Below are 25599 nucleotides of genomic sequence, written 5' to 3' on the forward strand. Positions count from 1 at the left end.
GCTGCCTCCTAATTACCCGTAAACCGGGGTTTGCGTTTTTCCAGGAAGGCTTGCATCCCTTCCTTCCGATCTTCGCTTGCCAGCAGCAAATAAAAACTGTTTCGCTCGTAGTCCATGCCTTCTTGGAGCGGCAAGTCTGCTGCCTTGTGCACGGTTTTTTTGATGACCTTGACCGCGAGCGGTGCTTGCCTCGAAATTCTCTTCGCTAGCTTGAGCGCTTCGCTGTAGTAGGCCTCCACAGGTACGACACGGTTGACCAAGCCATACTGCCACGCTTCTTTTGCAGAGATGGAATCACCTGTGAGCAGCATTTCCATCGCTTTGCGCAGACCGACGGCGCGAGTCAGACGCTGTGTCCCACCTGCTCCGGGCATTACTCCGAGATTGACTTCCGGTTGTCCGATTACAGCTGTCTCAGAAGCAATCACGATGTCGCAGTTCATCATCAATTCACAGCCTCCGCCGAGAACAAAGCCACTTACCGCACCAATAATCGGCTTGGATATGCGTGACATGCGGTCCCATACGGCAAACTGGTCTCTTTTCATGATTTCAACTGCCGACGCATCTGCCATCTCATTGATATCCGCCCCAGCAGCAAAAGCTCTTTCATTACCGGTGAGCAGAATCGCGCCGATGGCTGGGTCGCGGTCAAACTGCTCCATCGCTTTTACCAGCTCATCGATCAACTGCAAATTTAGCGCATTGAGAATTTTCGGGCGATTGAGCCTAATCACTCCTACAGCTTCATCGCTTGCTACCGTGATGTATTCATATGACAAGAGCAGTTCACACCTTTCCCCAGACATGACGATTTATTAAATAGCAGCTTGCGTTTTATTGCGATTATCGACTACGCGAATGGCTTTGCTTTCACTGCGGATCAGCGAATTTGGCGGCAAAATACGCAGTACTACGGAAACACCCAACGTATTTTTAATCATATGCCCGATCTCTTTTACTAATGGCGCAAGAGCAGCATTTTCATTTCCTGCAATTTCACTTGCGTACTCCTGATTCAACTCACAGTGAACCTCAAATCGATCGAGTGCACCATCACGCTCAATCACTACCTGATATTGCGGCGCCAATTGTTCAAAAGTAAGCAACACAGATTCAATTTCTGTCGGGAAGACGTTCACACCGCGAATGATCAACATGTCATCCACACGACCCTTGATACGGGACATCCGCATAGTTGTACGACCGCATTTGCATGGCTCCGGGTTAAGTGATGCGATATCACCTGTGCGATAGCGAATGACTGGGAAAGCTTCCTTCGTCAAAGAAGTGAAGACAAGCTCACCTTCTTGACCATATGGCAGCACTTCTCCCGTATTTGGATCAATGATTTCCGCAAAGAAGTGGTCTTCTGCGATATGCAGTCCATCCTGCACTTCATGACACTCGATAGAAACGCCAGGTCCCATTACCTCAGAGAGGCCATAGATATCAACTGCTTTAATATCGAGAGCTTCCTCCAGCTGCACGCGCATTTCCTCAGACCATGGCTCAGCTCCAAAAATGCCGTATTTGACGCTCGTCTCGCGTGGATTGATGCCCATCTTTTTCATTTCCTCGACGATATTCAGCACGTAGGAAGGTGTAGCTGCCAATCCGCGTGGTTTGAAATCCTCGATCAGTGTGATTTGACGAGACGTGTTTCCGCCTGATACTGGTACGGCTACTGCTCCCATATGCTCGATCCCGTTGTGAAGGCCAAGTCCGCCTGTAAACAATCCATAGCCATACGCGTTGTGGAAAATGTCGCCTGGTTCTCCGCCAGCACAGCACAGAGCACGAGCAACGATTTCAGCCCAGTTTTCCAGATCCTTTTTCGTGTAACCGACAACGGTTGGCTTTCCTTTTGTGCCGGACGATCCGTGAATACGTGCGACTTCTTTCATATCAACAGCAAACAGATTGAATGGATAGTTCTCGCGCAAATGCGTTTTCTTCATAAAAGGAAGCTTTTGAATATCCTCGATCAATTGAATATCCTCTGGCTTTACACCCGCAGCATCCATCGCTTCCTTGTGAAAAGGAACTCGCTCGTATACTCGCTTTACTGTCTCCTTGAGGCGTTCTAGCTGGAGTTCGGTCATTTTCTCTCTTGACAGCGCTTCCATCTCCATGTTAAAGATCATTTTGCATCCCCCATTCTGTATCTTTGTTCGTGCTCACAAATCGTTACGATCTATTCACCCAAAAAGATCGGCTTGCGTTTTTCACGGAATGCTTCCAGTGCTTCTACACGATCCTTTGTTGGTATGATGACTTCATAGCACATCGTTTCCACATCGAGTCCGGTTTGCAAATCGACGCTGGAGCCACGATCAATTGCCAATTTTGCTTGATAGACGGCAAGTGGTGCATTAGCCAGAATCTCATTGGCAAGCCCCATAGCCATTGCTTGCAATTGGCCAAGATCCTCAGCTACACCATTTACAAAGCCAATAGCCAAAGCTTCTGCAGCCGTAATTTTACGAGCTGTCAAAATGAGTTCCTTTGCTTTGGATGGCCCGATCAGTCGAGACAGGCGCTGCGTACCACCTGCACCCGGAATAATTCCAAGGCTCACTTCTGTCAAACCCATCTTGGCTTCTGCTACCGCGTAGCGAAAATCACAGGCAAGTGCCAGCTCGAATCCTCCGCCAAAGGCAAAGCCGTTTATCATGGCTATGGTCGGCTGCGGCAATCTTTCCAGAGCTGTAAATACATCACGAATCTTACGAACATTGCGACGAACCTGCTGCTCGTTAAGCGTCCGTCGCTCCTTCAGATCAGCACCTGCACAAAATGCACGGCCTTCTGCTTTTACAACGACTACTCGCACCTCTTTTGAATCTAGACGCACTTGCTCGATAAACTCACCCAAGTGCGACAATGTTTCATAATTGAGAGCATTCAGCTCATCCGGACGGTTCAGCGTGATAATTCCTATATGTCCATCGCGTTCAAATCGCACTGTATCCTGGCTCATCATGGTCCTCCCCGAAGACATGCTGCTTTGCTTCTATTTTGTCGTTACTCTTGCATAGGTGCCAGTAGCAAATGCAACCAGCTTGCCATCACAGGTAACGCGTGCTTCCATTATGATCAGGCTTTTCCCCTGTTTCAGTACCTTCGACTCTGCCTCCAACAGCTCACCACTTGCTGGATACAGATATTGAATTTTACTCTCCACAGTGACACACTGCTGTACGCCGTTGACGTGAGGCGCTGCACCATGTCCCATTGCCACATCTGCCAAAGTAGCCGTTACGCCCCCATGCACAACGCCTTCTATGCTATTGAAATGGTCTGGGCGAATCTTGAGTGCTGCCTTGCAGCCCTGGTCATCTCTGTGCACGATTTCTATGCCCAGGTAGTGGTTGAAACGATTTCGGTTTTCCTCTGCCATATCTAGCGTCCCCTTTATCTTGTTTCGGCGTACCTTGTCTTGTGCTCTGGAATTCATGAGCGTCGCGCTTACCAATTCCTATGCGGTAAAACAGTGAAAGGAGCCTTAGCACCAGGCATTCGGCCTCCTCTCTCTGTTACATTCGCTATCGTCTATTCTTCGTCGATCTGGACGAAGTATTCACTCTTTCGATAAGCCAGCGCGTCCAATGTCGCAATTAAACCATGCTCGGTTTCAACGCGAATCCGGTACCATGCTGTTCGGTTATTTTTCTTTTCTTCTGTCGCTGTAGCTACCAAGCGATTACCTTTCATCGCAGCTGCGAGAAAACCGATGTTCATGGAAAGCGCAACAGACGTCTTTCCGTAGGAGTTACAGGCTGCCGCAAATACAAAGTCCGCCAGAGAGAAAATGATGGCACCGTGAGCGGTTCCGTGTGCATTAAGCATATGATCCTCAACCGTCACTTCCGCTGTCGCTGTTCCCTCGCCCAGTTCAATCAGCTTGATGCCGAGAAACTGTGCGAATTGATCCTGCTTCAGCTTGGCGCAAATTTCATCGTAATGCTTTCGGTGAAGCTCTCGTTCGTCAACGTACTGTTTCGTGCCCATGTTTATACCACTTCAGCGAAATGCATGGATACAAGTGGCCCTGCAAATCCACGCAGATCTTTTCCCGCTGCGCGGCCTTCAGGAGATGACAACGCTTCCATCAGAGCTTCTTTTGATTCGAAATACATTTCTGCAATCAGATGAAGGTCAGATTCACCCATCGGCGTTCCGTATACTTTGCTCACTTCCATCTTGATCAAGCCAGGCATTTTTTCAGCCAACGGGCCGTGTACTTCGAAGTAATGCTTGTCAAAAGCTTCGATATCCTCAGGCTTGCGATAAATAGCCACCAATTTCACCATCAAGATCCCTGCTTTCTTTGCAATATAGTTAAGCATGTAACGAGCAATTAATATAACGTTATTTTAACGCACGTTTATATTTTTATTATATAAAGCCTTTGAAGCAGGTGCAAGTATTTTTCAAAAAGCGAGAAAACTCAGTACACTTATAGTCCTACTTATGTCAGAAAACGGCTAGCAGAACTAGTTTTGTCATTTTTAATCATTGACAAGGATTAGTTGAGAAAATACAATGATTTCGTTAGGTAACGGTGTTTCCGTCATCAAATACGTAAGGAAGTGTATTTCGTCATGTCTAATCACCCCCATTCCTATAAAACCTATTCGGAAGTGAAGCTTCAACAACAGCAAGTGCTTCGTAAAAATGTCATCGATGCCGCATGTCTTCTCCTTTTGGAAGAAGGTCCAGAGTCAGTAACAGTGCGCCGTGTTGCACAGAAATTACACTGCTCAACCAAAATCATTTACAGTATGTTTGGCAACAAAGATGGTCTCGCCAATGAAATGTACTTGGATGGATGTCGGCTATTAGCTGAAACCTTTCAACAGGTACCCGTCACAGAAAAAGCACTTCATGACCTGGAATCTCTTTGCTTGGCTTATTGGCAATTCTCACAGCTACATTCCAGCTATTACAAAATGATGTTCGGCGGGGCTTTATCAGATTTTAAACCAGATGAAAAAAGTCTTGAGGGCACCACAACTGCACTAATACGAATCCAGCAAACCGTTGCCCGTGCTATGGAGCAAGACGAGCTCGAAAAAAATGATCCGCTAATGGTCGTCCAAACGCTTTGGGCCGCTTTACACGGGGTCATACATCTTCAGTTTGCAGGTCATTTCTCTCAGCAAAATGTGGCTCAAGATGTCTATCGGTTTACCCTTACCAAGATGCTCGCTGCCTTTACAACAGTTCCAGTCTAGTCATAAAACTCCCTGTATGATGAAGTTATTTTCCATGATAGCTTCAGTTCTTTTTTTTACCAACGGAAACGATGTTACCAAAATAAAATACAGTTTCTATCGGAGGTTAATTGTATGTTCACTTATTCAAACAAAACCGCTCTCATCACAGGTGCTTCATCCGGCATTGGTGAAGCCTTCGCCTATTCGCTGGCAGAAAAAAAATGCAATCTCATTCTGGTCGCTCGCAATGAAGCAAAGTTAAAGGCACTCGCTACAAAGCTCGCCGCTACATACAAAATCAAGACAACAGTAATCGCTCTTGATCTTTCTGCCCCTGGTGCTTCGCAAACCTTACTCCATGAGGTGCAAAGACATTTTATGAAGGTCGATCTCCTAATCAATAATGCTGGCTTTGCCACTTACGGATACTTTGATCAGGTTTCAGGAGAACGGCAACATGAAGAAGTGATGCTCAATGTCACAGCTTTAGTAGATATTACGCATGCATTTATGCCTGATCTGTTACGTAATCAGGATGGCGGGATCATTAATGTCTCATCCACTGCTGCCTTTCAACCCGATCCTTATATGGCTGTTTATGGAGCAACCAAAGCATTCGTCCTGTCCTTTAGTGAAGCGCTTTGGGCCGAAAATAGAAAGCGAGGGCTTAGAGTTCTTGCACTTTGTCCGGGCGCAACAGAAACCTCATTCTTTGATGTTGTCGGCTCGAACGAAGCATCCGTTGGTTCTAGACAAACCCCCAGCACAGTTGTAAAAAACGCTCTAAGAGCCCTTGAGAAAGGACAAAGTCATACCATTTCCGGTTGCCAAAATTATTTAGTATCCCAAGTTTCAAGATTTTTCTCTCGTCAATTTACGTTAGGAATTGTTGAACGTACCTTGCGTCCACGTTTATAATTCAGACCACAAAAAAAGGACAGACGCAATGTCTGTCCCTTCTTCTTTAGATCCAAACCCAGTAAACGAAAACGATAACCGCCAGCAGGATTACAAACAATCCCGCAAAGATGCTGATCCGTGCAAACTCATGGCCTTTTTGATCCATGTGCATCCAAACAAATAGCTGAAAGAACGCTTGAACAAAAGCCAAGATAACGATGAATGGTACGGTAAATCCTGCCGGAATCACTTCAAATGCTACTGCGATAAACGCCAGCGCAGTCAAGACGAGAGATCCAATAAAAGCAACTAAGTGTCTCTTTGGTCCTTCGTGTTTCACTTTAGGCTTGCGTACCTCTTCATTATGAGCATGTGCTCCCATAGATTTATCCCACCTTTCCACCGATCATACCCATGAGATATACCACGGTAAAGATGAATACCCATACTACGTCAATAAAGTGCCAGTACAGGCTGGCCAGATAGAACTTCGGAGCAGTTACTACCGTCAGGCCTTTTTTCACTGCAGAAACCTGCAAAAGGATGATCCAGATAATCCCGAAGGCCACGTGACCTCCGTGGAAGCCAACTAATGTATAGAAGGCAGAACCGAATGCACTTGACGATATCTTATGTCCTTCGTGCACATAGTGTACGAACTCGTAAATCTCCAGTGCAAGGAAGCCCAGACCGAGCAATACAGTGATGGTCAACCAGAGTTGAATCTTTTTCAGGTCTTTCTTGTGCAGAGCAAGTGTAGCCATAACGCTTGTCATCGAGCTGGTAAGCAGGATGAGTGTTGCAGCAGCAACAAGCGGCATGTCAAACAATTGTTGGGACGTAGGTCCGCCATTTGCTTGATCACGAAGTGCGATAAATGTTGCAAACAAGGAACCGAAAAGAACAGTCTCCCCACCAAGGAAGAGCCAGAAGCCAAGAACTTTATTCTTGCCTTCAAGGGTGGCTTTTTCCGGTTCGTCAGGCAATACTGCATTTGCATGATGTGTAGCCATTAAGCCTTTACCCCTTTCTCCTCGATTTCGTCCTCATGAATATGATAACCCGGATCGTCTTTTATCGAACGAGCAAACATACAAGCGAATGTAATGAGCATTCCGATTGCGACGACCACGTAGACGTGGTACATGAAACCGTAACCTGCGATGAACAGGCCGAGAGACATCAGGAATGGCAGGAACGATGGCGATGGCATGTGAATGTCACCAAGCGGTTCTGCAGGAGTCATGCCTTTGTTGCCAGCCATTTTTTCGATCCACAATGCATCCAAACCACGAACGAGCGGAGTTTGTGCAAAGTTGTACTCTGGAGGAGGTGAAGGAATCGACCATTCCAGTGTACGTCCATCCCACGGGTCAGCAGGAGCACGTTTGGAGCTCTTCGCTGCTACGACACAGTTCACGAGGAACAGGATGGTACCAATCGTCATTCCAAATGCACCGATCGTACTAATAAAGTTACCAACATCCAGGTCTTGATCCTTGAGATAAGTGAAGACGCGGCGTGGCATCCCCATCAGACCCAGGAAGTGCTGCGGGAAGAAGGTCAAATGGAAGCCGATAAAGAACGTCCAGAAGTTCCATTTCCCGAGTGTTTCATTCAGCATTTTACCGAACATTTTCGGCCACCAGTAGTACAAACCTGCGAAGAGACCGAATACAAGACCACCAACGATTACGTAGTGGAAGTGAGCGACTACGAAGTAGCTGTCATGGTATTGGTAGTCAGCCGCTGGAATCGCGAGCATAACCCCTGTCATACCACCAATCGTAAATGTAGGAATGAATCCTACAGCGAACAGATTTGCTGTTGTGAAACGGATTTGACCGCCCCACATGGTCAAGAGCCAGTTAAAGATCTTGATACCTGTAGGTACCGCAATCAACATGGTCGCCAGACCGAAAAGCGTATTTGCAATGGCACCCAGACCTGTTGTGAACATATGGTGAGCCCACACCATGAAGCCGAGGAAGCCGATCAGCGCAGTAGCGAATACCATGGAGCTGTAACCGAACAGACGCTTTCTGGCAAATGTAGAAACGATTTCAGAAATAACACCGAAAGCTGGGAGAATCAGGATATATACTTCGGGGTGACCGAAGATCCAGAACAAGTGCTCCCAAATGACAACGTTACCACCCGCATCTGGGTTGAAGAAGTTACCGCCAAACAGACGGTCAAACATCAACAGAACCAGACCGACGGTGATCGCCGGGAATGCGAACAGGATCAAACCTGACGTGATAAACGCGGACCAAGTAAACATTGGCATACGCATAAATGTCATACCTGGAGCACGCATGTTGATGATGGTAACCAGGAAGTTAATACCACCAATCAGCGTACCGATACCCGCAATTTGCAGACCAAGTACGTAGAAATCTACGCCGTGGCCGCTATATTGATTCAAAGCCAAAGTCGTGTACGACGTCCAACCAGCATCAGGCGCTCCGCCCAAGAACCAGCTAGTATTCAGCAGCACTCCACCGAAGAAAAAGAGCCAGAATCCGAGTGAGTTAACAAACGGGAATGCTACGTCGCGTGCACCGATTTGGAGCGGAACAACAGCGTTCATCAGAGCAAAGATGACAGGCATCGCTGCCAAGAAAATCATTGTTGTACCGTGCATGGTGATCATTTCGTTAAACGTTTTGGCACCAATTACAGAAGACTCTGGGTACATCAATTGCAAACGGATCAGCATGGCTTCGAAGCCACCAGCCAGGAAGAAAATACCGCCAGCAATCAAGTACAGGATCGCGATCTTCTTATGGTCCACTGTCGTGAGCCAATCCCACAGCCCTGAGCGATTTGGTGCGGGTGCGTGAGAAGCATGTGCAGACACAGGTTTACCTCCTTTTAAGCGTCACTGCCTATGACGATTCTAAACACTTGCGTAGTAGTTACTTCACGCTGAGGGTAGACATGTAGTCAACCAGCGCTTTCACTTGAGCATCATCGAGGTTCAGGTTAGGCATGTTATTGCCCGGCTTCACCTTTTGAGGATCCTTCAGCCACTCAGCAATATTTTCAGGAGTATGTGCAAGAATACCTGCTACACGCTCACGATCTGCAAAGTTAGTCAAGTTAGGACCCATTTTGCCGCCTTTACCGGCAATCGCATGACAGCCCAGACAGCTCTTATTGAAGATTTCTTGACCTTGTGCTGCACTAGCAGCAGTAGCGGCTACTGGTTCTGCGGACTGAACGCCCTTCATACCAGCTGCCCACTTGTCAAAATCAGCTTGCTCCATTACTTCTACCTTGAAGTCCATCAAGGCGTGGGACGCTCCACAGAGCTCCGCGCATTTTCCATAGTAAATGCCAGCTTTGTCTGCTTGCAGCCAAATTTTGTTTTCTTGTCCTGGGTTCGTGTCGATTTTACCGCCCAGTGCAGGAATCCAGAATGCGTGCATTACGTCAGCAGAGGTCACATTAAATTGAACCTTTTTGCCAACTGGGAGTACGAGGTCTTGTGCAGTGGAAACGCCTAGCTCTGGATACTCAAATTCCCACCAGAATTGGTGAGCAGTAACCGTAACTTGTACGGCTTCCTCTTTTGAGTACACCTTACCAAGTGCAAAACCAGTCGTAACGGTTGGAATTGCCATGATAATCAGGAGCAGGAAAGGAATTACAGTCCAAAGAATTTCAAGTGCATGATTGCCTTCTACCTGTTTGGGAATACCTTGTTGTCCTGGACGCTTACGGTAACGGATAAGGACGTACGTAAAGATCAGCATTACGACAACAAAGACACCGATCATGATTGCGGAGGACAGCTTCATCAAGTCATACTGCATTGCTGCAACCGGACCCGAAGGCTTGAGCGCGGAGAGCTCATCTTTGCCACAACCGGTTAAGACAAGTGCCAGCAAACCAAACAGAGAAAGCTGACGCCAAAACTGTTGCCAACCCTTCATACCAATGAACCCCTCTTTCTTCGTGTTGGTAACGTTCTAGCCACGCTAGCAACTAGAAGTTGTATACCCTTTCATGATACCTGTGAATGGCTATCTTTTACTTTCCCCAACTATAATACCCAATCAGGAAAAGTATTAGCAGTCATTCCAAAAACAAATAGAATAGGAATAGGTATACACTTCTGCCCTTGCGTGGTAACCATATTAAGTATACATAAATTTTCCTTAATCTAAAGTCTATTTGTTATCATTTTGTTAACAAATTTATGAACAAATTTGTGAATTTTCCTGAGAAATGCGACCAAAACAGGAATCATTAAGGAGAAAAACATGCGAAAAAGGCCTGTAGCAATGGTCACAGGTGCCTCTAGCGGCTTTGGAATGCTCACTTCGGTGGCTTTAGCAGAGGCAGGTTACATGGTAATTTCCTCCATGCGCAACCCAGATCTGCGTGACCCCCTTGACAACCTTGCAATGACAAAAAATGTATCAGATTTTATCGAAGTCATTCCTTTGGACGTCACTTCCGAAGAGCAAATTGCATCAGCAGTATCTACCATCATTGCTACCCACCACCAAATTGATCTGTTGGTCAACAATGCGGGTTATGCTTGTGGTGGATTTGTAGAAGAGCTCTCCGCCGAGCAGTGGCGCAAACAGTTTGATGTCAACGTGTTCGGCGTTATCGATGTTACTAGAGCAGTCCTCCCCTACATGAGAGAGAGACAAAACGGTACCATCATCAACCTGAGCAGTATCAGCGGGCGCTTCGGTTTTCCCGGACTCGCTCCCTATGCGGCTTCCAAGCATGCAATTGAGGGCTTCAGTGAATCACTTCTCCTGGAAATGCTCCCCTATAACGTCCATGTCGTGCTGATTGAACCTGGCTCCTACCGAACATCCATATGGGATAAAGGGATTCGGGAAACGACAGTTAATCCTCTTTCCCCTTACGCTGCGCAAGCCAACCAGATGATTTCTTACGTCAAGAAAATCAAGCAGCAGGCGCCCGATCCAGCGGAGGTGGTTTCTCTTATTGTTCGTGCCGCTACCACACCAAAGCCACGACTGCGTTATCCAGTGGGACGTGGAGTTAGCTTTACCCTACTCGCTAAAAACCTGCTTCCGTGGAAATGGATCGAATTTTTTGTGAGGGCCAAAGGAATTTCTCCTGGCCCTGATTCAGACTAAAGAAGAAAAGAAATAGGGTGTCTACCGAAAGCTGCTTCTCGCCTTCGGTAGACACCCTTTTGTCCTAGGTGATCTTGTTATTCTTTTACGGTTCTGCCTGTGCGAAGCAACCACGTATGCTGCAAATACTCGCTCACCCCAAAAAATATGGCAACAAAGCCTGCACCCATCGTGGTAATTTGAGCGGTCGGCAAAACAACAATACTTCCATATACAATGAGAAAGCCGATAATAAAATCAATAGCTGTCGTCATCCACAAGCTCCCTGGCGCAAGAATGGCCCACTCCAGAAAAGTACCCGCCAACGCCAGAATAAAGCCTACACCGACAGACTGATACAGATTAGCATAGTTCACTTCTTGAAAAAGTGCATCTGCTACAACGACTAACACTGGACTTACAAGCAGCTTTACCAATAGACCGTCCACGTTCCATTGTCTCCTTTATTTGGGGGTGGTCTCAGTATGCCCTTGTTTGACTACACCATGCCTTTTGACAGTGCCGGGTTGCTCGTGTACCGCAAAAAAACCACCCTCAGGTGGTTTTTGTTTGTGCATCTAGCCTTGCGCTGGCGCCTTTGTGGCTTTGTCCTCAAATGCTGGGTCCAGCCATTCGACTTTATGATTAGCCTGAATGGAATTTAGCCATTGGTTGTAATTTTCTCCCCGATTACGATCGACGAGAGCTGCTTTTATCTGCTCCTTCACTTTGTCCAATTCAGGAGCAGGCGAGCCCATACTCGCTTTATTTTCTTCGTAATATTGCTTGATTTGCTCCTCAGTGACCGGGAATGCCTTGTCCAACAATTTATCACGGGTCAAAAGAATACTTAGCTTTTCACGCAGCTTTTGTTCATTCATCCCCATGTTTTTCAAGTAATCCTGAAAGGCTTGCTCTGAGCCGATCTGTTGTTTAATGGAATCAATTTCTTTATCCATCTCTTCTGGTGTTACCGTTATATTTTGCAGCTTGGCTTCCTGCTTGATTAAAGCCTGGGCAACAAGCTCCTGGATCATCTGTTTTCCGTACATACTTTTCATTTCATCATATAGCTGATATTGAGTAATCGAGGTATCGCCTGCTTTTACTAAAGCGGGGTCTTTGTCCTTCTCTCCTGCCTGGTAAACTCCCAATACAGCAAGTCCTGTCAACAGGATGGCAGCCGAGAGTATAGAAACATCGAACTTCTTCACTAGGTTAGCCTCTCTTTCAATGATCTGCCCCAAGTATAGACAGGAGTTGCGGTAGAAAGATGGAATCGCTTTACACATCTTTTCCACAATTATGACGGAATTATTCTCTAGACAAAGAATCTCGTAAAAAAAGAAGTAAGAACGGAGGCAAGAACGGGTCCCAATATCGCCCATATTTGTAAAAACCGCTCTTGTTTTCTGCTTTTTTCTCCCTCAAGCAATTGTGCAAAATTTTCCTGGTACGATTTGTCCTTGTTCAATAGCTGCTTAATAATCTCTTTTTCTTGATCTGTATGCTCTGACTTGAACTCTAACTCTGTCTGCAATTTGGTTATCGCCTGTAATAAATCTGCACGTACTTCTTCCATCCGCTCTAATCGATGCTCAATCCGCTCTAGCCATTTGGTAGCTACGATCATTTGTCCCTCAAGCTGATCTATACGTTCCTCGAATTTGTCTAATCGCTGATAGATACCCTGTAATTGTTTGTCTAACTCTTTTGCTCTGTCATTTTGCTCCGACGACATGGGTTTCACCTCCTCCGTTCTTCTTACTTCTTGTTTATGTAAAGGAGGAATCCATTGCTTGTACTGATATCCCTCTTTGTCCTATCCCCTGATAAAAACGGGCAATATCCGTCGTGTTTTTTCTATATATACTTAACGAAATCGTCCAATCAGGCTATTTCCCCAGCTTAGGTTCATTCCGCTTAAAAATGGACAATTAGTACATGTCATCTGCTTATACCTTGTCTGAAAGAAAGACATACATTGGATTAGCAAGTTACGGGAGGTGACTCTATCTTTCGTGTAAAACAAAACACGAACAATCGAACAAATGCAGTTCAAAACGATCTGGTATTACGATTAGGTTTGAATCATGCAAAAAAACAAGAAAAAGGTAGGGATCTTTCTAATGGAAAAAACTAGTATGGACTCGTTTATCGGCAGATCAGTCCGCATTGATAGAGGCGGACATGAATCTAGAATCGGTAAGCTGATAGACGTAAAGGATGATCACTTCGTCGTTCACATTGAAAACGAAGGCATGATCTACTACAAAAACGATCATGTCAAAAGCTTAACTATGGATACTCGTGAAACAAATGACTATTACGAAGATCCTGAAACCACCTCTCAAAAGCCCGCTCTCCTCTACATTGATGCAGACAATTTTACCTCTCTGCTCCAAAGCATGCAGTACTACTCGGTTCAAATTAATCGTGGTGGTCCAGAAAAAATTGAAGGCGTAATCGTTGACGCTACAGATTCTGAAGTTACTATGATTGTAGGAAACGAGCTCATCAAGCTGCTCCCCTTCCATATTCGCAACATCAGCTACAGTACCAAAAACAATAATGAACAAAACAACAACAACAACAACGAAAGCAAAAGAAACAAAAACGGCAGAAATTCGAGACGTTAAGTTGCCAGCAAATAAAGTGGCCCTATTAAAGTGCCATTAAGGCCCATTTCTCGGAAAGAATTTCGAATACTTTGTTCATTGCTGTCTCAGAAGCAATAAGGGCTCTGCCAGAACTTGGTAGAGCCAATTTTTCTATGCGCACTCCCGTATCAAGAAGGATAAAAATACGGAAGGAGGGCAGCCGTGTGATCCTTTCCCTTTTGATATGCACCATTAGCGGAGTACTGATATTTTGGCTTGTAAAGCCAGCTGCTTCGACTCATTCCCAAATGGACAGCTTACCAACTAATGTGCTACAGCCAACTTCGGAAAATACCCAAAAACATGCAAGTGACTATATACATGATCAAGAAGACCTGGTTTTTCTTCATTATGATATGATGCGAAACCCTGTAAAAAGTATGGTGAATACATTGAAGTAAGGAATCTACAGGCACGCTTTGAAAAAAGGGTGCCCTATTTTATTTCTCATTCAATAATGGGTACAATAGAAGGTACTGCCTGACTGCATGTTTCGCAGACCAGAAAGGAGAAAATTATGCCAAACCTGTTAGACGTTCAAGGAGTAACCGGTGGGTACTCTGCCAGACACTCCGTGATCAAGGATGTTTCTTTTCACATCCAGCCAAAAGAGATCGTGGCACTCATCGGTTTAAATGGAGCAGGAAAAAGTACTACCATCAAACACATCTTAGGATTGCTTGCGCCGACCAAGGGCGTCATCACCATAGAAGGCAAGTCGTTTCAATCAGCCCCGGATACATATCGCATCTCGTACGGATATATTCCTGAGTCCCCGATTTATTATGAGGAGCTGACTTTGTGGGAGCATATTGAGCTTGCGGCTATGAGTCACGGTCTGGAACGCGACGTTTTTGTTGAACGAGCTGCTGCTTTGTTAAAAGAGTTCCGAATGGAAAAAATGAAGGATCGATTCCCACAGCAATTTTCAAAAGGGATGCGCCAAAAGCTGATGATCATGATGGCGCTATTAGTACAGCCGAAGCTCTACATCGTCGACGAGCCTATTTTGGGGCTAGATCCGCTCGGTATCCGTTCGCTTTTATCGTGGTTGAATCAGTGCAAGGAGCAGGGCGCTGGCATATTGATGTCCACCCATATTCTTGCGACCGCCGAAAAGTATTGTGATCGTTTTATTATCATGCACAAAGGGGAAATTCGCGCGCAGGGCACTCTGGAAGAGCTGCGAGACATCACCGGATTATCTCACCACTCTTTGGATGATATTTATTTACATATAGTAGAGGATGATAACGAATGAACGTCGATGTTGATGCGCTATTTCGAGAGCGACAAAAACGTTTTTTCGAAGAGATTGTCCGCTATTCACCGTACATTGCCAACGGTGGTCTGCTGTTTGTCATGCTCTTTATGATGGGCCTTCTTTCCCTCTATTATCGCAGCTTGGTCGATCTGATTCCCATATGGTTTCCGGTTCCCTATTTTCTTGCTTTTGTGATTGCTATAGTCGTCACACAAAGCAGACACCGCACGTTTTTGCTAGAAGCTGATTTGCTCTTTTTAACTCCTGTGGAAACAAAAATGAGAAGTTATTTTCAAAAGACACAACGTTACAACTTTTTTGTTCAGAGCATTGGACTGTTCCTCGTCCTGCTTCTGTTCTCTCCGGTATATGAGCTGGGCTTAAGCGGCACAAGTGGACAGCTGTGGTTTTACTGGTGCGTCCCTTTTCTTCTAAAGGGCTGGAATATATACAGCAGCTGGATTTGCCTCCGGCTCCCGGATAAAAAAAGAGAATCGCAATACGCTCTTGCCCGCTTTGCCTTTACGTTTTTTGTGCTCGCCTGGGTATTCGGAGAAGGCAGACTCCTCACCTATCAGGGCATTCCCTATGCGGGTATTGTATGCATCGGGATCGTGATCTGGTTTCACGCTCAGCTGCAAGCGATCAAAAAGAAGCATTCTCTCCAATGGTACCGTCTGCTGGATGTAGAAAAGAGCTTACGCAGCAGATTTTATCGGATCGTCAACCAGTTTAAGGACGTTCCGTGGCTGCAAAATGAGGTGAAGCCTCGCCCATGGCTTGTCCCGATCACCCGGCTTGTCTCCTACGGACAGGCGAATGCGGCAAAGCTGCTCGTCTTGCGGACGTTTATTCGTTCAGGTGGCTATGCTGGTTTGTACTTCAGACTGATTCTGCTCAGTACGTTTCTGATTTTGGTGCTGCCCAATCTGTACGCCAAGCTGATTATCGGCCTGCTCTTTCTCCTCAAGTCGGCCATCCAGTTAAAGGGTCTGTCCAGCCATCATAAAAAGCGTAACATGTATTCACTACTTCCGATCAATGACCAGCAGCACAAGCATGCTTTTACTTGGATACGCCGCGTTCTGCTGACCACCCAAGGCATTATGAGCCTGCTGATTATCCTGTTGTTTTAAGAAATGGTAGAGCAGTTGGCTACGCCATACCTTTGGTGAAGCCGCAGTTGCCCTATAAAAAAGCTCTTCCCGATGCTTACATGCAGCTAACGGGAAGAGCTATCTCCTCCCACACTGTCTTATTGACAATTGGGAATCACTTTTTTACAGTTCTCGATTAGGTCTGTGCCACGATGATAAATCGATGGGTCGGAATATCGACGTATCCGGCAGTTTGCAGCTCATAATGAAGCGAAACAAGCTGGTCTGCATAGCGCTCAATGGTAAAGTCGTGAATTTGCCACTCGATCGCTTTCAAATAGTAAATAATCGATCCTACATCGTAAAAACGTGTAAAGGCTTCTTCCTCTTTTTGCTCTAAAATGCTGAAGCCCGCCTCTTTCAATTGATTAGTGGCGAAAGCCAAATCCCAGTGAAGGTAGTCCGTCGGGACCGGTGCATCTAGTAGGTGATTCAGCTTATGATTGTCTTTGCCTCCTACCTGCTGCGTGATAAAAATGCCCTCTGGCTTCAGCAGACGATAGACCTCCGACGGTAAATAGTACTCATGGCGATTGATGATCAAGTCCAGCGATTGGTTTGGAAGTGGCAGCTCGTCGTCTCCATCTAAAGAAATAACATGAACACCCAGTGGCTCCAGATTTGCCCTGGCGACTTCTACGTTGGGCAAATAGCCTTCCGTAGCAAAGGTCTTATTGGGCAGCGGCTGCAGTTTGCTTAGCAGCTCCCCTCCCCCGGTACCCATGTCCAGAAGTGATTGGATTCCTCTCATTCTTTGCCGCACCACGCTCGCATAATTCCAGCTTAGTGGAGCTTCCTGCATTCTGCCTGTTTCAGTTAGTCGCGAAAAGTTCCAGCCCTCAAACGGGACATTGATTTCCTCTTGAAATACACTCATCCAGTCCTTTTCTTGCATCTTTTCTTCTCCTCCGTTTTCCCAATCGTTCTTTTCCTCTCTTTTTGTTAAAAAGGAAAAGCGGTGGAGCACGCGAACGCGGCCGGCGTTGTTATGTTTCTACAAATAGGTAGTACATGCTCTTTTTCACTCCAATCTTATTCCATTACACGAAATGAAGAACTGACAAGGTTGTAATAAGCACCTTTTTTATTCATAAGCTGCCCGTGATCTCCTTGCTCAATCACTCTGCCGTGATCAAGCACTACTATTTTGCTTACTTCGCGTATTGTAGACAGTCGATGGGCAATCACGATGGCTGTTCTCCCCAGCAGCAGCCGATTTAGCGCTCGCTGCACCCTGACCTCGGTCTCTGTATCAATACTTGCTGTTGCTTCATCCAAAATCAGAATTCGCGGGTCGGCGAGCAGCGCACGGGCAAAGGAAAGCAGCTGCCTCTCCCCCTGCGAAAGCACATTCCCACGTTCTTCCACCTCTGTATCATAACCTTTTGGGAGCCTGCGAATAAAGAGGTCAGCCCCAATTTCTTTTGCCGCGTGCATCACTTCCTCATCAGTTGTCCCTGGACGACCAAAGCGAATATTCTCCATAATCGTTCCCGAAAAAATGAACGTATCCTGAAGCACAATACTGACCTGCGAGCGAAGCGTATCCAGCTGAACCTCCCGAAGATCGGCCCCATCTATCCGAATACAGCCACTGGTCGGGTCGTAAAAACGGCAAATCAGATTCACGATGGATGTCTTCCCAGAGCCAGTATGCCCGACAAAGGCAACCGTCTCGCCCGCTCGAATGTGCAAGCTGATATCATGCAGCACGTCTCTTTTGCCATCGTAGGTAAAGGATACGTCAACCAGCTCGATCTCGCCCCGGATGACGCCCAACTCGATTGCCCCTTTTTTCTCGGGTACAGAAGGCTTTTCGTCCAGAAATTCAAAGATTCGCTCTGAGGAGGCCATCGCCATCAGCAGCTGGTTGTATACTTGACCGAGGCGCGAGATTGGCTCCCAAAAGTTACCTAGATAATAAGCAAATGCGACAAATACACCCACTGAAATATCATCCGCTTGAATCAATACAGCTCCCAGTCCGATCAGAATTGCCGTGCCGATCGCACCCGCCATGTCTACCACTGGTCGAAAGGTAGCGCTTCTCTGTGTAGCGACTCTCCACGCCTCGTAGTTATCCTGATTCATTCGCTTGAAAAAAGCGATGTTCTCCTGCTCCTGTGTAAACGACTGTGTCACCCGAATTCCCTGGATGCTCTCATTCAGATGTGAATTAATGCTCGATTGCTTGAGCCTGACCTTTTGCCAGGAAAGCCGAATTTTCTTTCGCAGCTTGATCGATATCAAAAACATCAAGGGAAGAACAATCATGATCCCTAGTGTAAGCGTCGGACTGAGGACGAACAACATCACGACGATCCCAATCAGAATGGTGATATCGATAAAAATGTTGACAACGCCATTTGTAAACAGATCCTGCAAGGAATTGATATCGTTTGTAACCCGTACGATGATAGAGCCCGCTGAGCGGCCATCAAAAAAGCGGTGCGACAGCCTTTGAATATGCGTAAACAATTGCTGGCGAAGATCGAATATAATCGAATGACCTAGCTGATTTGTCCAGCGAATACGCAGGGCACTTTCAAACCACCCGAGCAAATACAGCCCCAAAATGATGCCAGTCAAGCTCACCAGATAGCCCCAGTCCTTTTTCTGTATCGCCTCGTCAATCGCTATGCTCATCAAAAAAGGAACGCCAAGCCGAACGATCGTCACCGCAACCAGCGACAAGACGGCAAAAGGGAGCCACTTGTTTAAGTACGGCTTCATATATCCAGCGAGTCTCGCCACCTGAGACCAGTTATAAGGCTTGTCGATGACATTGTCGATCGAATACTGAAACCTCTCCTGCCCTTGCCTATTCGTCATGTCCTGCTCCACTCCCCCGTCCGCTCATGAATGGCTGTGAGATGATCCTTGTGCTGGATTTCATAGATTCGCCGATAGCTTCCCTCAGGCAGAGCAAGCAGCTGTTCATGGGTGCCCCCTTCCAGCACATGACCGCGGTCTAAGACGACGATTTCGTCCGCATGCTTCAAGGAAGATATCCGATGCGCAATAATAAAGGTCGTGCGCCCCACCATCACCTCGCGCAATGCCTGTTGAATCCGGAACTCCGTCTCCATATCAACTGCGCTCGTCGCATCGTCTAAAATCAGAATGCTCGGCTTGGTTAAAAAAGCGCGAGCAATCGCAATCCGCTGCTTTTGCCCCCCTGACAAGCCAAGCCCTCTCTCTCCTAAAAGTGTGTCATACCCATCCGGTAGCTCTTTAATAAAATCATGTGCCTGCGCATACTTGGCAGCGATGATTACCTCTTCGAGCGACGCTTGAGGATTTCCGTACGCAATATTGTCGTAAATCGAGCAGGAAAACAGAAAGGACTCTTGAAAAACGACTCCGATATTTTTTCGCAGTTCATGATGCTCGTAGTCTGCGATGTCCTTGCCGTCTATAAGAATCGTACCTGCTGTCGGAGTATAAAAGCGTGAGATCAGCTGCGTGATTGAGGTTTTTCCCGCACCTGTCGCGCCGATGAACCCAATGACCTTTCCAGGCGGTGCATCAAAGCTAATCGTATGTAATGCCTTTTCGTTCTTCTCGTTGTAGGCCAGGCTCACCTCGATGAACGACACGTGTCCACGCAAGACTTTTCGATTGGACATCTCCGCCTCTATTGCAACTGGAGCATGGTCCGGTTCATCCAGGACCTGTAGCAATCTTTCTCCTGCTGCCTTCGACTGGGAGTACGAATTGAGTATAAAACCGAGCTGCATCAACGGACCAATGATAAACCAGACCAGACTAAAAAAGGCAACCAGCTCACCCAGCTTCATCTGATCATGAATGACGAGCCAACCGCCGTACGCCAAGAGTGCAATGACACAAATATTGCCGATCAGCTCCATGATTGGAAAAAAGGCACTCCAAATTTTCGCTGTAGAAATGTGATTATCCTTATAACTTTGATTTTTGCCCGTAAAGTTTGTGATCTCAAAGCTTTCCTGGGACAGTGCCTTGACGGTGCCGATTCCGCTAATATTTTCCTGGACCTTGGTCGTTAAAGCGGAAAAAGCCTCCCGTATTTCCTTGAAGGCCACGTGAACTTTCTTATCAAAACGGTAGGCGGTAATCGCAACAAAGGGCATCGCAATTAATGTGACCAAGGCTAGCGATGGATGCAAATATAGCATGATGGCAAAGCCAAATCCGATGAGCAGCAAAAAATTCAGGCACTGCGCCAAGCCGAACGACAGAAAAAATCGAAAAACCTCGACATCACCAGCGAGCCGGGACATCAGGTCACCGGTTTTTGCACTGTCATAATAACGAAAAGGCAAGAATTGCAGCTTGGTGTACAGCTCGTTACGAAGCTCATAAACGGTAGAGACTCCAAACAAATCACCATAGTACTGATGGTAGTAGACAGCGATTCCCTTTATCCCCATCAGCACAATAAATCCGATAGCTATATAAGGAACCTGCCCGTACTGCCCCTGTCCAAAAACATCATCGATCGTGTACTTCAAAACAAGGGGATAAATAACCGTCACACTCGTCACAACAAACAAGGAAAGGATCGACACCAGAAATAATCGTTTATAGGGCCAGTAGTAATCCTTTAACCGTTTAAACGTATCCAAAAGAACGCTCCCCCCAGCTGTAGGTTTGATCTTTTGATGTATACGTACGACCGCAGCCATTCAGCACGGGCACCTACAGGTTCAGACCTGAGACGGAGGGAAAATACTGCGCGGGTACGTTTGGGCATCGGCCATTCCTCTATATCATAAAAAACGTACTCATAAATCGGGAGGAACTGTTCATGTCAGAATTTGAAACACTCGCCGGGGTCCATCAAGGACTCTTTGTGCTCTTATTGCTCGCTACGCTCCTTCCAGCTTGTAAAGCCAAGGGGCTTGTTTATGCCCAAACTACCCGTTCGTTGAAAAAAAGTGCCGGGTGGACGCTGTTTTTCTTTGTTCTGGCACTACTGTTGTTTGCCTTGCAAGTGTTTGTTACGTGGTCTCTTTTTCATTCCTTCGGCTGGTTGTACATAAAAGACAAGGTGATCGGATTTTTGCCGCTGCTTCTGCTGCCAATGACTACCAGTCTGTTGATTTCGGTTCCGCGACTATCTCGTTTGGCGATGGGACATATTCGCAAAGAGAAGCAAAAGGCTGCTTCTACCCCACTTACTTTCGATGCAGCCTCCGCCAAAGCATGGGATGAACCCCTACTGCACGAAGCTGTAGAAAATCTCCCGACAACGGAGGAAGATGTTTTTCGTGAAACAGCAACTACTTTGGAAGCACCAGTTGGCAAAAGCGCACCACTGCCGGCAGATGTAGTTGATGCTGCATGGAGAAGTAATGCCTCTGCCCCTGAAATGATCGTACCTCTACAGGCGGCTTCACTGGGAGCTTTGATTGCCCTTATTCTTCAATTCATGTTTCCTGCTGTTACGCTGGAGATCGATAAGCTGGCCATTGCGTGGGGCGCTTTTGTTACAGGCGTCTCCCTCCTGTGGATTTTACACTCATGGCGGCAGCACCGCGCTTCCCGTCCTGGTGAGCTGCGTCGACCACATGCCGTACTGCGTTTTTTACGCACTGTTTCGATTCTTCTTCTGTTGGGAACAGGTGCTTACTTTTGGGGACATCAGGAATTGCTCGCGAGCCTATTGCCCGATCAGCTAAAAATGGTTGATCATTCTGCATCTGCTGCAGCTCACGAACAGCACTCCGCCCCAGCGGCATCTGGCAAAACGATCAGTGTCACCGATTTGACGGGACCTCACACGGGTGAACCGGATCGACAGTTTACGTTGACCGCTCAGAAAACAACGATTCAGCTCCCCTCAGGAAAAACAACCGAGGCTTGGACCTTCAATGGTAAATATCCGGGACCTGAGCTGCGGATGAAACAAGGTGAGCTCATCGAGGTTGCCTTGGAAAATAAGGATATAACGGATGGCGTAACCATTCACTGGCATGGTCTTAATGTACCAAACGCAGAGGATGGTGTTGCCGGAGCTACACAGGATGCCGTGATGCCTGGTGAAAAGCATGTATATCGATTTGTCGCCAAACAGACAGGAACGTTCTGGTACCACTCTCATCAACAAGCTTCTGTCCAAGTACGGAAGGGACTTCTTGGCGCACTCGTTGTAGAACCGGCGGAGACTGAGCCTGTAGCCGGCTACAAACGCGATTTGACATTGGTTCACCATAAGCTGACAGGCGAAGGTGTCACGTTGTCCGGACGTGATACGCTCATGCTTGATACTGTCTCCCCTGGTACGTCAGTGCGGTTGCGTCTCATCAATGCAGATAACTTTCCCGTGACCTTTCAATTGCTCGGCACACCTTTTCAGGTAGTCGCCATTGACGGCAACGATGTGAAAGAGCCGAATCTGATTGCCAACCAAGCCTTGCAATTAGCTGCTGGTGGAAGATATGACGTTTCTTTTACCATGCCGAATCGCCCTGTATTCTTTGCGCAGAGCAAACAAGCAAATGGTAAGGGATTATTGCTGAGTCCTGACGGCACAGGCGAATTGCCAAGCATGAATGCAGAGCTTCCTCTGTTTGACCCTGCACGCTATGGCAGTCCGCAATCGCTACCTTTTGATCTGAATACCCGCTACGATCGCGAATATCTCATGCTGTTTGATCTTCAGGTTGGATTTTATGACGGACGTCTGGATGGCTTGTGGACGATCAATGGCAAGGTATTCCCAGAAACACCGATGCAGGTAGTCAAGGAAGGAGATCTGGTGAAAATGACCTTTGTCAACCGCAGCTTCATGGATCATCCGATGCACCTGCATGGACATACGATGCTGGTTCTCAGCCGTAACGGGAACGTCGTAACAGGCAGTCCATGGTGGACGGACACACTCAATGTGGCGCCAGGTGAAACGTATGAAGTCGCATTCCGCGCCGATAATCCAGGTCTGTGGATGGATCATTGTCATAATCAGGACCATGCTGCTTTGGGAATGACGATGCATCTTTTGTATGAGGGGGTTACCTCGCCTTTTGAGATAGGGCGGGGGACTCGCAACCATCCGGAGTGAAAACACTTGCTAGGAGCTGTAGTGGGTCTCCACCCTCTCAATAAAACAAGAGATATCCTTATTAAACCTACCAAATTTTATGGGTTTCTTTCACCGGTGAAACTCTGTTATTCTAGGTCATGCCAAACAAAACAGCCGAGACTTCCTCTCAAACGGAAGTGCGGGGGATCTTTTTTACTTGCAGATGAGAGATCTGCATGGGGTGAATCGCCAAAGTGCGTAGGGTTGTTTCCTCAATCCGAATCCGTCAACTAACCTCGTAGGCCCAAAAAAGGAGACGATGTGAATATGAAACGCCTTGGTACTATTGCAATCGCGACATTGGGATTGGGATTTGTTCTTTCCGGCTTTTCTAACACAGCTTCTGCCGCTACCACATATCCGCAATACGGGTATCAGCCATATATGCAACCTGTCCAACCGCAAATGCAAGCACCTTACGCAGCACCAGCGAATCAACAGCAGCCAGTTCAACAGCCAGTAAAACAAGCTAACCAACAAGTGGATGCTTCCACTGTAGGGAAGCAAGTAACTGATTTGGTAAACCAAGAGCGAGCAAAAGCAGGTCTAAAGCCAGTGGAACTGGATGCTTCCCTGAACAAAGTTGCACAAGCAAAAGCGGCTGACATGTCCAATAACAACTACTTTGACCATACAAGCCCTACGTATGGCTCTCCGTTTGACATGATGAAACAATTCGGAGTATCTTATATGACCGCGGGTGAGAACATCGCCATGGGTCAACGCACCGCTGAGGAAGTCATGAACCAATGGATGAACAGTGAAGGACACCGTCAAAACATCATGAATCCTTCCTTCACCAAAATCGGTGTAGGCTTTGTGAATGGATACTGGGTACAAGAATTCATCGGATAATAATATTGGATATAAAAGCCGAGTCCTCTAGCGGGGGCCCGGCTTTCTTGTTTTTTCCCGGATAGGCAGATACTTGCTGTATTTCAGTAAAAACATCATTTCGCTGTGGACCACTGTTCCAGAGGGTACTGCTGAAGGATTGATTTTATATCCTGCCCTTCGTGTAGCGGCTTGAGGAAAGGGAATAATCGAATTAATGTTGAACTACATAACTTAATAAATTAATCGATGAGTATATAAATGAGGTTGGCAAAATGAATGATGATAGAAACTGGACCGTTTTATTTATTGGTGGAGCATCGGGAATAGGTAAATCAAGTATTGCTTATGAAATTGCTCGATTTTATGGTGTAAATGTCTTGGAAGTAGATGATGTTCACCTATCCGTAAAAACAGTTACAACAAAGGAGCATTTTCCTGCAATTCATTATTATGATTCCGGTATAAATTGGAAGGATGTTGGAGTAGACGGCAATGTAAACTGGCTGATTGATGTAAGCAAAGAAATGGGTCCCGTATTAAAAGAACTTGCAAACAGGCATATTGAAGATAAATTACCTATCATTATTGAAGGCGATTTTATCTATCCCGAATTTACAGTATCTTTCAATAACCCGGAGGTAAAATCAATATTTGTACAGGAATCAGACAAAAATCAAATATTGCAGAATTATTTATCAAGAGAAGATGGCGAATTACAACAATATAGAGCTGAAATAAGTATTTCGTATGGAGATTGGATAGCAGATACCTGTAGGCGGAATGGGATTGAATTGATTGAATCAAGACCTTGGAATACTGCTTTAAGCAGAGCTTTAAAATGTTTATTGTAATGTAAAAACTTAGTCCACGTAGGTGATGTAAAGGCGGATACCTCATGTGTGAAGTATCCGCTTATCTTATGTGGCACTAACCAAAATTTTTCAAGAATCAGCCAAGAATCTGATCCCTACGTGCACTCATTATCCTGTCCGTTAGCTCAACGAAGCCCAGTCTAAAACTTTTTTATATATGTACAATAAGCATCGTCTCCTCCTGATGCGGAAACGGCTTCTCCCAATCTAGATCGAAGGAAGACAATCTGAGACCCCCGTGCTAATAAGCCGCAATAACAAAAAAACCATCCTGCTCGGATGGCTAGCTCATTCCTTCAAAACTGAATACGCATGCTTGCTAAGAGTGTGTGGATAAGTCCTCGACCGATTAGTATTCGTCAGCTCCACGTGTTACCACGCTTCCACACCGAACCTATCAACCTCATCGTCTATGAGGGGTCTTACCAGCTTGCGCTGTGGGAAGTCTCATCTTGGAGGGGGCTTCACGCTTAGATGCTTTCAGCGCTTATCCCTTCCGCACATAGCTAC

At 46.4% G+C, this 25599-nt stretch carries 25 protein-coding genes, 1 rRNA gene and 1 riboswitch; of the genes, 9 read left to right on the top strand and 17 right to left on the bottom strand.

What is annotated here, in order from left to right; genetic code table 11:
- Nucleotides 1-8: 8 nt before the first annotated feature.
- The 6 genes from SB752_RS02915 to SB752_RS02940 form a co-directional block, all read right to left on the bottom strand.
- Nucleotides 9-782, bottom strand: a complete 774-nt coding sequence (locus SB752_RS02915) for an enoyl-CoA hydratase-related protein (protein ID WP_410714231.1) — start codon at nt 780-782, stop codon at nt 9-11.
- Nucleotides 783-818: 36 nt separating this feature from the next.
- Nucleotides 819-2168, bottom strand: coding sequence for a phenylacetate--CoA ligase family protein (locus SB752_RS02920; protein WP_410714270.1), 1350 nt, complete (start codon nt 2166-2168; stop codon nt 819-821).
- Between the two features lie 29 nt (nt 2169-2197).
- Nucleotides 2198-2983 carry an enoyl-CoA hydratase-related protein gene (locus tag SB752_RS02925; RefSeq protein ID WP_410714232.1) on the bottom strand — a complete coding sequence of 262 codons (786 nt, stop codon included), beginning with the start codon at nt 2981-2983 and terminating at the stop codon, nt 2198-2200.
- 33 nt (nt 2984-3016) lie between these two features.
- A complete protein-coding gene (locus tag SB752_RS02930) occupies nt 3017-3403 on the bottom strand; it encodes a PaaI family thioesterase (protein ID WP_410714233.1) in 387 nt (128 codons plus the stop codon).
- Between the two features lie 152 nt (nt 3404-3555).
- Nucleotides 3556-4014 carry a PaaI family thioesterase gene (locus SB752_RS02935; RefSeq protein WP_410714234.1) on the bottom strand — a complete coding sequence of 153 codons (459 nt, stop codon included), beginning with the start codon at nt 4012-4014 and terminating at the stop codon, nt 3556-3558.
- A gap of 2 nt (nt 4015-4016) precedes the next feature.
- Nucleotides 4017-4316 carry an EthD family reductase gene (locus tag SB752_RS02940; protein ID WP_410714235.1) on the bottom strand — a complete coding sequence of 100 codons (300 nt, stop codon included), beginning with the start codon at nt 4314-4316 and terminating at the stop codon, nt 4017-4019.
- Nucleotides 4317-4607: 291 nt separating this feature from the next.
- On the opposite strand from SB752_RS02940, the gene SB752_RS02945 reads away from it, so the two are divergent.
- Both SB752_RS02945 and SB752_RS02950 read left to right on the top strand, forming a co-directional pair.
- Nucleotides 4608-5240, top strand: coding sequence for a TetR/AcrR family transcriptional regulator (locus tag SB752_RS02945; protein ID WP_410714236.1), 633 nt, complete (start codon nt 4608-4610; stop codon nt 5238-5240).
- A gap of 114 nt (nt 5241-5354) precedes the next feature.
- Complete coding sequence (locus tag SB752_RS02950) at nt 5355-6140, top strand: SDR family NAD(P)-dependent oxidoreductase (protein ID WP_410714237.1); 786 nt, start codon at nt 5355-5357, stop codon at nt 6138-6140.
- Between the two features lie 46 nt (nt 6141-6186).
- Here SB752_RS02950 and SB752_RS02955 read toward each other — a convergent pair whose 3' ends face one another.
- The 4 genes from SB752_RS02955 to coxB are packed head-to-tail and all read right to left on the bottom strand — an operon-like array spanning nt 6187 to nt 10063.
- The gene (locus SB752_RS02955) at nt 6187-6504 is read right to left on the bottom strand and encodes a cytochrome C oxidase subunit IV family protein (protein WP_103104061.1); all 318 of its coding nucleotides are present in this window, start codon (nt 6502-6504) and stop codon (nt 6187-6189) included.
- Nucleotides 6505-6508: 4 nt separating this feature from the next.
- Nucleotides 6509-7135, bottom strand: coding sequence for a cytochrome (ubi)quinol oxidase subunit III (locus SB752_RS02960; protein WP_049741888.1), 627 nt, complete (start codon nt 7133-7135; stop codon nt 6509-6511).
- Nucleotides 7135-8985 carry a cytochrome c oxidase subunit I gene (gene ctaD / locus SB752_RS02965; RefSeq protein ID WP_212965240.1) on the bottom strand — a complete coding sequence of 617 codons (1851 nt, stop codon included), beginning with the start codon at nt 8983-8985 and terminating at the stop codon, nt 7135-7137. Before ctaD ends, SB752_RS02960 begins: the two co-directional genes overlap by 1 nt.
- A gap of 58 nt (nt 8986-9043) precedes the next feature.
- The gene (gene coxB, locus SB752_RS02970) at nt 9044-10063 is read right to left on the bottom strand and encodes a cytochrome c oxidase subunit II (RefSeq protein ID WP_410714238.1); all 1020 of its coding nucleotides are present in this window, start codon (nt 10061-10063) and stop codon (nt 9044-9046) included.
- Between the two features lie 330 nt (nt 10064-10393).
- On the opposite strand from coxB, the gene SB752_RS02975 reads away from it, so the two are divergent.
- The gene (locus SB752_RS02975) at nt 10394-11254 is read left to right on the top strand and encodes an SDR family oxidoreductase (RefSeq protein WP_410714239.1); all 861 of its coding nucleotides are present in this window, start codon (nt 10394-10396) and stop codon (nt 11252-11254) included.
- Nucleotides 11255-11331: 77 nt separating this feature from the next.
- On the opposite strand, the gene SB752_RS02980 is transcribed toward SB752_RS02975, so the two are convergent.
- The 3 genes from SB752_RS02980 to SB752_RS02990 form a co-directional block, all read right to left on the bottom strand.
- Nucleotides 11332-11682, bottom strand: a complete 351-nt coding sequence (locus tag SB752_RS02980) for a hypothetical protein (protein WP_410714240.1) — start codon at nt 11680-11682, stop codon at nt 11332-11334.
- Nucleotides 11683-11811: 129 nt separating this feature from the next.
- A complete protein-coding gene (locus tag SB752_RS02985; RefSeq protein WP_410714241.1) occupies nt 11812-12447 on the bottom strand; it encodes a SurA N-terminal domain-containing protein in 636 nt (211 codons plus the stop codon).
- 107 nt (nt 12448-12554) lie between these two features.
- A complete protein-coding gene (locus SB752_RS02990) occupies nt 12555-12974 on the bottom strand; it encodes a hypothetical protein (protein ID WP_410714242.1) in 420 nt (139 codons plus the stop codon).
- Between the two features lie 388 nt (nt 12975-13362).
- Between SB752_RS02990 and SB752_RS02995 the strand changes: the two genes are divergently transcribed.
- The 3 genes from SB752_RS02995 (at nt 13363) to SB752_RS03005 (ending at nt 16293) form a co-directional block, all read left to right on the top strand.
- Complete coding sequence (locus SB752_RS02995; protein WP_410714243.1) at nt 13363-13872, top strand: hypothetical protein; 510 nt, start codon at nt 13363-13365, stop codon at nt 13870-13872.
- 538 nt (nt 13873-14410) lie between these two features.
- On the top strand, nt 14411-15154 hold the full coding sequence (locus tag SB752_RS03000; RefSeq protein ID WP_410714244.1) for an ABC transporter ATP-binding protein: 744 nt from the start codon (nt 14411-14413) through the stop codon (nt 15152-15154).
- Complete coding sequence (locus tag SB752_RS03005; protein WP_410714245.1) at nt 15151-16293, top strand: ABC transporter permease; 1143 nt, start codon at nt 15151-15153, stop codon at nt 16291-16293. Before SB752_RS03000 ends, SB752_RS03005 begins: the two co-directional genes overlap by 4 nt.
- A 157-nt stretch (nt 16294-16450) precedes the next feature.
- Here SB752_RS03005 and SB752_RS03010 read toward each other — a convergent pair whose 3' ends face one another.
- The 3 genes from SB752_RS03010 to SB752_RS03020 all read right to left on the bottom strand — a co-directional run bounded on the left by SB752_RS03010 (nt 16451) and on the right by SB752_RS03020 (nt 20921).
- Complete coding sequence (locus tag SB752_RS03010; protein ID WP_410714246.1) at nt 16451-17209, bottom strand: class I SAM-dependent methyltransferase; 759 nt, start codon at nt 17207-17209, stop codon at nt 16451-16453.
- Nucleotides 17210-17346: 137 nt separating this feature from the next.
- A complete protein-coding gene (locus SB752_RS03015) occupies nt 17347-19146 on the bottom strand; it encodes an ABC transporter ATP-binding protein (protein ID WP_410714247.1) in 1800 nt (599 codons plus the stop codon).
- Entirely contained in the window at nt 19143-20921 is a 1779-nt protein-coding gene (locus tag SB752_RS03020; RefSeq protein WP_410714248.1) for an ABC transporter ATP-binding protein, read from the bottom strand. The genes SB752_RS03015 and SB752_RS03020 overlap by 4 nt, the downstream gene beginning before the upstream one ends.
- A 182-nt stretch (nt 20922-21103) precedes the next feature.
- Here SB752_RS03020 and SB752_RS03025 point away from each other — a divergent pair, with 182 nt between their 5' ends.
- From SB752_RS03025 to SB752_RS03035, 3 genes are all read left to right on the top strand, one after another.
- Nucleotides 21104-23359, top strand: a complete 2256-nt coding sequence (locus tag SB752_RS03025) for a multicopper oxidase family protein (RefSeq protein ID WP_410714249.1) — start codon at nt 21104-21106, stop codon at nt 23357-23359.
- A gap of 123 nt (nt 23360-23482) precedes the next feature.
- Nucleotides 23483-23640: riboswitch (cyclic di-AMP (ydaO/yuaA leader) on the top strand.
- 7 nt (nt 23641-23647) lie between these two features.
- Nucleotides 23648-24235: a CAP domain-containing protein gene (locus tag SB752_RS03030; protein WP_410714250.1), complete on the top strand. Its 588-nt coding sequence runs from the start codon at nt 23648-23650 to the stop codon at nt 24233-24235.
- 254 nt (nt 24236-24489) lie between these two features.
- The gene (locus SB752_RS03035; protein ID WP_410714251.1) at nt 24490-25068 is read left to right on the top strand and encodes a hypothetical protein; all 579 of its coding nucleotides are present in this window, start codon (nt 24490-24492) and stop codon (nt 25066-25068) included.
- 350 nt (nt 25069-25418) lie between these two features.
- On the opposite strand, the gene SB752_RS03040 is transcribed toward SB752_RS03035, so the two are convergent.
- Nucleotides 25419-25599 (bottom strand): 23S ribosomal RNA (locus tag SB752_RS03040); the annotation flags it as partial.

The organism is Brevibacillus sp. SIMBA_040, assembly GCF_046535075.1.
In the GTDB taxonomy this organism is placed as follows: domain Bacteria; phylum Bacillota; class Bacilli; order Brevibacillales; family Brevibacillaceae; genus Brevibacillus.